Below are 8,258 nucleotides of genomic sequence, written 5' to 3'. Positions count from 1 at the left end.
TAAACCCTGTCCATGTCAACACCTCCGAATAGCGTGAGTTCTATGCCCAGCACTTAAGCTTTGGGTGATTGGTTGAAGTTAAAAGAAACGCCTTAAAAAACCTATTTTGGCAGAAAAATGTTAAAAAGGTCGGAGGGAGGAAAAGCTCAACTGATGACGCACTTGCTCCAGCCGCAGCGCGGGCAGGTGGCGCAGCCGCTCTCCATCCTCAGCTCCACGAGTTCGCCGTCCTTCTCGTAGCAAACCGGGCAGTAGGCAACGCCGAGGAGCTCTTTAATCTTCTCCTCCGTGATTTCCGGCTTCTCCGTGGGGTGGTGTCCGTGAACGGGTTTCGGTGCCGGGACGGGGGAGACCGAGAAGGTCAGCCCTCCGGACGGGGACTCCTTCTTCCCGTTGGTGCCGTTGGGTATTGCCTCAACGTTGATGAAGCGCGCCAGCCATGGCTCGGCCTCGACGATGGCCTTGAGCCGCTCGACTGCATAGGCACTCGGCCTCGCCTTGACGCGCTGCCTCTTCTCGCCCTCGACGCTGTAGACCTGAACGCTGAGAGAACCGTCGCGGTAGACGGTTACGCCCTTACAGCCGAGCTTGTACGCCAAGAGGTAAGCGGCCTTAACGTCCTCGACGGTCGCGTCGTTCGGCATGTTTATCGTCTTGCTCGCGCTGTCGGTGAGCCAGAGCTGTATGTTCGCCTGAGCGAGGATGTGGTCGAGCCAGTGGACGTCCATCGAGGTAACGAAAACCCTCTGCACATCCTCAGGAATTTCTTCCAGTCCCTGTATGCTTCCGTAGTTGTCACTTATCTTCTTTAGGAGTTGCTCGCTCCAGAGACCGCGCTTCTTAAGTTCGGCCTCAAAAACAGGGTCAACGTAGTAGAATTCCCCAACGGTTACGCTCTTCTTGTAAACGAGGGCAAATATCGGCTCGATTCCGCTGGAGGTGTCGGCTATCATCGAAACCGAGCCTGTCGGCGGGCAGGTGGTGACCATACCGTTCCTAACGCCGTACCCCCTGATTTCCTCGACGAGCTCGTCCCAGGGCAGGTTCCATATCTCCCTGTGGTAGAAGCCCTCAACCGGCAGCTCACCGTCTTTGTATCTGGTCTTCTCGTAGAGCGGGAAGCTTCCCCTTTCCTTAGCGGTCTCGACGCTCTGTTTGTAGGCGTAGAACGTCAGATACTCGGTGGCCTTTCTCATGAATGCGAAGCCTTCCTCGCTGTTGTAGGGAATGCCCAGCTTGAAGAGGGCATCGGCAAGGCCCATCATTCCGACGCCTATTCTCCTGGTGAGCTTTGTATTACGGTCTATTTCAGGTAGCGGGAAGCGGTTGACGTCGATGGCGTTGTCGAGGTACTTGGCGACCTTCTGAATAACGTACGCATACCCGTCCCAGTCGAAGTAGGGTTTGCCCTCATCGTCATACTTTACGAACTTTGCAAGGTTTATGCTCGCTAGATTGCAGGATTCGTACTCGTAGAGGGGCTCTTCTCCGCAGTTGTGGCTTAGGAAGCCGTTGCTTATGTAGGAGTGGTGCCCAGGAACCGTGAAATCGTAGACGAGTCTTTTGCCGATGTTTTCAACACTTTCGACTGTAACAATGGGTTCGTCTACTTTCGTCTTCTTCAGGCTAAGCTTCTTCATCTTGTAGCCTTCGAATCCTATCCTCTCCGCGAAGAGCTTTCTGCTGTAGTTCGCTATGACGAGCTCGTGGTAACCTTCACTGTGGTATGTCCTCTCCTCTCCCTCTTTGGTTGTGTATTTGAACTCACTCTCGTAAGGCCTGTCGTAGAGCTTTGACAGTATGCCGAATAGCAGTAGGAGGTCTTGGACCTCCCTCAGTAACTCCCTGTCCTTGGAGGTGAGTCTTATGGCCTCGTCGTTGTCAACGTAGCCATCGGCGCTGAAGAGACCGCGGAGGAATGAGGCTATTTCCGCTGGCTTTAGTCTGAAAACAGCCTCTGGCACACGCTTCTCGTTGGTTTTTACAATGCTCTCAAGCCATTTGTATGCTTTTCCCCTGACACCGAGTTTAATCTGATTGCCGTAGCGGTGAGGCTCAGCTTTAATGTCGAAGTGTTTTGCAAGTGTTTCCCTTATCTTCCACGCTATCTCCTCTTCCTTCTCTGCGTTGAAGTAGAACCAGGCTCTCTTGTCGTTCACATTGAGGTATCCATCTCCGATGAACCAGCCAAGAACAAAAGCTAGGTCCTCCCCAATGCTTTCACTACCAAACTCGTCTTCGATTTCGAACCTTGGTAGGATTATCTTATCTCCCGGCTTCAGGTCTTTTACCTCTTTCCATCCATCGGGAGTCATTAGCCTGTGGTCGAGCGTTGCGGTTATCTCGTACCCCTCCTTTGTCCTCACGCGGGCTACTTCCTTCAGACCAACCTTCCATACGTAGGCCGGAACTGAAACGGGGTCTGCAACCTCAACTGTGTTTCCATGGACGGTCTCATACTTTATTTCCTTCTCTCCAGGGAGTAAGACTTCAATGTAATAGGCGTACGGTTCTCCTCCTTCTGTAATTCCCTCAACCGCCACTGCTTCTTTCTTTCCGCGTTCCTTTGCAAGCGTGAATAACTCTTCAGCTTTGATGTATCCCTCCGGGGTCAAAACCCTGGTCTCTCCCACAACACAGGGATTGGTGGCCCTTATGGGACCGCCCTTTGCTTCCGTCAGAACGTTCCTCCTGTTGATGACGTCGAAGAATATAACACCAGGATCTGCCTTGCTCCAGGCCATGAAGGCCAACTCCTCGAAGAGGCTCTTGGGGTCTATTTCCTTGACCTTCTCGCCGGTCCTCGGGTTAACGAGGGGATAGCGCTTGCCCTCCTTTAGGGCCTCCCAGAAGTCCTCCCAGATGCCGACGCTTATGTTGAAGTTGCTCAGCACGTTGGTTCCGGTGTTTCTCTCCTTCGCGTGTATGAACTTCTCTATATCAGGATGCCAGACCTCGAGGATTCCCATGTTCGCTCCTCTTCTCACGCCACCCTGCTTTATGACGTCGCTGACGGCATCTATGAGGTGCATAAAACTGACGGGTCCACTCGCCGCGCCGGCCGTTGAACCGACGAAATCGCCCTCCGGACGGAGTTTTGAGAAATTGAGCCCAGTACCCCCTCCGCTCTTCTGTATCATGGCCACATCATGTGCTGCTTTCATTATGCTCTCCATGTCGTCCTCTATCGGCACAACGAAGCACGCTGAAAGCATTCCCAAAGGCCTTCCAGAGTTTATTAGCGCTGGTGTGTTTGGCATGAAGATTTGGCCGGTCATCAGCCTGAAGTACTCCTCGATCTCGCCCTCGTATTTATCGAAGGCGCCGTTCTCCAGCATCTTTACAATCTCGTCTATGGAGACCTTCATCTGGCCCTTTTCAGCGAGCTCGCGGTAGAGGTTGAGGAGCCTCTCAAAGTGCCATTTGTTGAGCTTGAACCTGCCGATCGAGAGCTTTCCGTCGTACTCGTCGAGCCTTGAGAGGTATTTCTCGATGCCCTTCGGATCGGCCGTATGCCCGCCGTTTTTGTCAAAAACCCTCTCGTCGTAAAGCAGGTCCGGGATGACTGCAAGCGTTGAGACGCGCTCGTAAAGCTCGCGCGGACTCTCGACTATCTCGCCCTTCTCGTTCCTTATGAGATAACGGGAAGCCAGAACGCGGAGGGCGTTAATGGAGAAACGCTTGTCAATCTCGTCGAGCTTGTCCTTGTTAAGGATTTTCTTCTTCTCCTCCCTTATCTCGGCCTTCCTCTTGCGGTAGAGGATGTAAGCTTTAGCCACGTCGAAGAGACCCGCGCGCATGAGCTCGAGCTCGACTATATCCTGGATGTTCTCGATGTTCGGGATTTGACCGTCGTAGAGCTCGTTAACCCTTCTGACGACCCTTCTAACGACCCTGTTGAGAAGTTTTTCGTCGTGGATTCCTACTTCTAGCATTGCCCTCTGTATAGCCCACCTTATACGCTCCTTATCAAAGGGGACAATTCTGCCATCCCTTTTCATCACTTTTTCAACGGCCATATAAACACCTCTGTCGAAGTAATGCACATATCCATGTGCATTGGTATGATTAACAGCAGGGCGAGATATGGACTGGGGGTAAATATATCTTGTCCCCGTCGGATTTGCCGGGATGACGAAATTATTTCTCTCGATCTGACCCTTTAGGGCTGGAGTAGAAAAAGGAGATGTCGGATAATTTGTCCACCTCAGAGGCCCTCGTAGATCAGCTTGAGCCGGTAGCCGTGTTTCAGCTCTTCCCCCGCCATCATCCGGAAAATCTGGCTGAGGGGACCTTCGAGAAGTGTCGAAAGCCTCGTGTAGAGCTCATAGGCGTGCTTCTCCCTCACCAGCGCCTCCAGAACCAGCGCCTCCAGGGTTTCCGGCCTGGCCCTGACGTCGCCGAGCATTGGCTCTATGGAGAGGGATTCAAGGTAGTCTATGACGGCCGTGTCCTCCAGGGCTCGGTTCGAGAGCATGTCCTCAAGGGTTCTCCTGTGCCTGAGCTCTTCCTCCGCCATAAGCTGGAACGTCTCCACCAGCTCCGGTCTCTCGAAGGTGGCGAAGGTTTCGCCCAGCTTGTGGAGGTTGTAGAGCTCGTTCTCTTGGTGTATCAGCCGCTCAAGGAGTTCCCGGATGTTCATTCCCCTCACCCAGCTTCGTTCTGAGGTAATCCAGCAGCTCCCGCACGCTTGGGAGGACCAGGTCTGGCTTTACGGGGCTTTCCCCAATGTCATCGAGGTTGCTCACTCCGGTCAGGACCATTATCGCTTTCATTCCGAAGCGCTTTGCGAAGGCTATGTCCGTGTCCAGCCTGTCGCCCACCATCCAGATCTCGTCGAAGGGTCCTATCCTTTTCAGTCTTTCCACGGCAACCTCATAGGCCGGTTCGTTGGGCTTGCCTATTATCAGCGGTTCAACGTCCGTGGATGCCTTCAGGGCGGCGATTATCGCTCCCGCGCCGGGGTATAGTCCCTCCTCCGCCGGATAGGTAGTGTCGGGGTTCGTGCCTATAAAGCGCGCCCCGTTCCTTATCGCCAGCGTTCCGTACTTGAGCTTCTCGTAGGTTAGGGCCGGATCGAGGCCGACGACGACGTATTTGACCTCCTTCCAACCGCCAGTTCCGGTTTCTTCAAGGGCGAGAACGCTCCATCCAAGGCGCTTCATTTCCCTCCAAAGACCCTCGCCACCGATGACGAAGACCTTTCCGGGTTCGAAGTGTTTCTCCATGTAGAGCCTCGTTGCCAGGCCGGAGGTGATTATTCTCTCTTCCGGAACGTTGATGCCCATCGAGAGGAGCTTTTCCCGGTACATGGCTGGATCCCGGGTGGAGTTGTTGGTGAGGAAGATGAAGGGGATTCCCCTTTCCTTTAGGAACTCCACAAGCTCTCCCGCACCCTCGATGGGCTCGTTTCCGCGGTAGATAACACCATCCATGTCGAAGATCAGGGCAATTCGTTTCATGGATAAAACCAAGAAGCGGGGGTTTAAAAGCTAAACCCCTATTCCCCCCTCTGGATCTTGGCGTGCCCCCCCACCAGGCTCTTCCTCAGTTCTAGGTTCCTTATCTCGCACTTCTCGTCTATTATCGAGCGCCATATTGTCGAGTTTCTTATCACAGTGCCCCTGAATATGATGGAGTCGCTTATGTCCGAGTTCTCTATGACGCAGTCCTCCCCTATGTAGGCGTAGGGGCCTATCATCGATCTTCCCAGGATCTTTGCGCCCCGCTTTATGACCACCGGAGGGATTATCTTGGCATAGGGACTTATCTGGATTTCCTCTACATGACTCTCCTTCATGAGGGTTCTCAGCGCCTCGAGGTAGCTGTCGGCACTCCCTATGTCGTACCAGTAGTCTGAGAAGGGGTACGCCTCTATCTCCTCTCCCTTCTCGAGGAGCCACTGGATGAAGTATCCGGGGGAATCCCGGTTGCCCTCGGACAGGTACTCGTCTATGCGCGCCATTACCTCCCGGGGAAAGACGTAGACGCCCGTGCTGACGAGGGTGGAGCTCGGGTTGAGGGGTTTCTCCTCGAAGGACACCACCCTTCTCCCCTCGATTTCCACAACTCCGTAGCGTTTCGCCAGTTCCGGATCCCCAACGTCGTAAACCGCTATCAGCGTTCTTCCTCCGTAGTTTGCCACGAAATCCGCCAGCCTGAAGGAGAAGAGATTGTCCCCGGCTATGACGAGGTAATCATCGAGACCGAGTTCATCTACCGCTTTCTTCATCGCCCCTATCGTGCCGAGTTTCTCCTCCTCGTGCAGTGTGTCTTCCACCAGCAGAGTTACGCCGTACTTCTCGGCGTAGGGCCTGAAGTGGGCCTCGAAGAAGCGATTGGTGGAGATATAGGTTTCTATCCCCAGCTCCCCCACGTTCTCCATGATGTAGTCGAGTATCACCCTGTCCCCAACCGGCAGGAGGGCCTTTGGGTTGTCCTTCGTTATCGGCCAGAGTCTCGTCGCGTATCCCCCGGCCATTATCAGGGCCTTCATTTATCCCACCCCTTTGAGCGTTTTACGGATGTGATTCAAAAATTCTTCAATATTCCGAACGTCTTCAGTTATAATGCGATATATCATGCCATCATCCACGTCCCAGTATATGTGAACCAGCCTGTTTCTGAAACGGGCCATCAGGGCAAGGCGGTGGGCCAGCCGCTCACCTATAATGCCGTTCTCTTTGAGGATCCTGAAGAAGTCCGCGTAGTCTTGGGGGAGTCTAAGCTTGTTCTTTGATATCAGATGGTATGCGATGTCAATACACGCCTCGATGGCGACCAGCAGGTTGTATTTGGCACTCGATACGTAGTGTTTATTCCTCAGGAACTCCTCCTCATCCAATGTTCCGAGCTCATTCAGTATACTGAGTGCCTTTTGCGCCTCCTCCATCAGTCTGCTAACCTCCCCCTGTCATATTCCAAGGCCTTCCTCCTGTATAGCTCAAGGTAGTATGACTGACCTCCTCCCCGCCCTAAAGGGCGAGGCTTTCAAAAGAAAAAAGTAATCGTGGTACTCGGCCATTGTTTTCTCCTCGAACCTGCACCTTGTTTTCTCGTCCTTTGAAAACAGGAGCTCGCCACCGATTGCCCTGAACCTGAAGGTGACCGGAGCATCGTTCAGAACCCTGACGTCTACGGGGAAGCCTGTGAGCCTGGTGAGTCCCTCCTCCAGCTCCATTTCGTAAAACCTTTCGGGTGCCGTTTTAATGTAAATCGCTACGTCAATGTCCCTAAAGGGTTCGTTCTCAATGAAAGAGCCGTGGATGTAGGCGAACAGTATCTCGTCTCTCCCCATAAGCGACTCCCTGAGTTTTGACTTTGTTGTCTCCTTTTGCTCTCTGGGGAGCTCGTAGATTTTAATCATGATTTCAAATCCACAGCAAGAGTAAAAAGCTTTTCCCTAAAGTCTAAGAGCATGGCCCCATGGTATGTCCGGTGGTACCAATGAAGGTTCTCTTTACAGGGGGCGCTGGCTTCATAGGCTCACACCTCGTCGACAGACTGATAGATTCTGGCTGGGAAGTTAAGGTTCTCGACGACCTGAGCGCTGGCAGTCTGGAGAACATCAAGTGATGGCTCAAACATGAGCGTTTTGAGTTCATAGAGGGGAACAGGAGGGACCTTGGAATAGTCAAGAAGGCCGTTGATGGCGTGGACGTAGTTTTCTACCTCGCGGCCAACCCAGAGGTTAGAATCGGCTCCCAGAGCCCGGAGCTTCTGTACGATCTGTACGAAACGAACGTCCTCATAACCTACAACCTCCTCAACGCGATGAGAGAATCCGGCACCCAACACCTGGTCTCCACAAGCTCCTCGCCGTTCTTCGTGCGGAGGTTATCCCCACGCCGAGAATTACGCCCCACTCGAGCCGATAAGTGTCTATGGCGGGGCGAAGTTAACGGCTGAGGCTTTGATAAGTGGCTACGCCCACACCTTCGGCTTCAGGGCCTTAATCTTCCGCCTGGCCAACATAATAGGCGAGCGCTCCAACCACGACATCATCTACGACTTCATCAACAAGCTTCGCAGAAACCCTGAGGGGCTCGAGATACTAGGGATGGAACCCAGAGGAAGAGCTATCTCTACGTGAGTGACACGGTTGAGGGGATGGTGCATATCTTCAAGCACTTCAGGGAGGAAGGTAAAACCGTTGACTTCTACAACCTCGGCAACGACGACTGGATAAAGGGAGATAGCGGAGATAGGGGGCGAGGGGATGGACCTAAAGCCGGAGTTCCACTTTACCGGTGGCGTTG

6 protein-coding genes and 1 pseudogene are annotated in these 8,258 nt (G+C 53.4%); 1 reads left to right on the top strand and 6 read right to left on the bottom strand.

Going from position 1 to position 8,258, the window contains the following annotated elements:
- Nucleotides 1–146: 146 nt before the first annotated feature.
- From MV985_RS08045 to MV985_RS08020, 6 genes are all read right to left on the bottom strand, one after another.
- Nucleotides 147–4,019, bottom strand: a complete 3,873-nt coding sequence (locus MV985_RS08045) for an adenosylcobalamin-dependent ribonucleoside-diphosphate reductase (protein ID WP_297465106.1) — start codon at nucleotides 4,017–4,019, stop codon at nucleotides 147–149.
- Nucleotides 4,020–4,207: 188 nt separating this feature from the next.
- Nucleotides 4,208–4,642, bottom strand: a complete 435-nt coding sequence (locus tag MV985_RS08040; RefSeq protein ID WP_297465104.1) for a ferritin family protein — start codon at nucleotides 4,640–4,642, stop codon at nucleotides 4,208–4,210.
- Nucleotides 4,620–5,462, bottom strand: a complete 843-nt coding sequence (locus MV985_RS08035) for an HAD-IIA family hydrolase (RefSeq protein ID WP_297465103.1) — start codon at nucleotides 5,460–5,462, stop codon at nucleotides 4,620–4,622. Before MV985_RS08035 ends, MV985_RS08040 begins: the two co-directional genes overlap by 23 nt.
- Before the next feature lie 38 nt (nucleotides 5,463–5,500).
- On the bottom strand, nucleotides 5,501–6,496 hold the full coding sequence (locus tag MV985_RS08030) for an NDP-sugar synthase (protein ID WP_297465101.1): 996 nt from the start codon (nucleotides 6,494–6,496) through the stop codon (nucleotides 5,501–5,503).
- A complete protein-coding gene (locus tag MV985_RS08025; RefSeq protein ID WP_297465099.1) occupies nucleotides 6,497–6,892 on the bottom strand; it encodes a DUF86 domain-containing protein in 396 nt (131 codons plus the stop codon). It lies immediately after the preceding gene.
- A 51-nt stretch (nucleotides 6,893–6,943) separates the two neighbouring features.
- Nucleotides 6,944–7,366 carry a nucleotidyltransferase domain-containing protein gene (locus MV985_RS08020; protein ID WP_297465096.1) on the bottom strand — a complete coding sequence of 141 codons (423 nt, stop codon included), beginning with the start codon at nucleotides 7,364–7,366 and terminating at the stop codon, nucleotides 6,944–6,946.
- An 80-nt stretch (nucleotides 7,367–7,446) separates the two neighbouring features.
- Between MV985_RS08020 and MV985_RS08015 the strand changes: the two are divergent.
- Nucleotides 7,447–8,258: pseudogene (locus MV985_RS08015) on the top strand (NAD-dependent epimerase/dehydratase family protein); the annotation flags it as partial.

Source organism: Thermococcus sp., from assembly GCF_027012695.1.
GTDB lineage: Archaea > Methanobacteriota_B > Thermococci > Thermococcales > Thermococcaceae > Thermococcus.
This window is presented reverse-complemented; position numbering and strand designations above follow the sequence as displayed.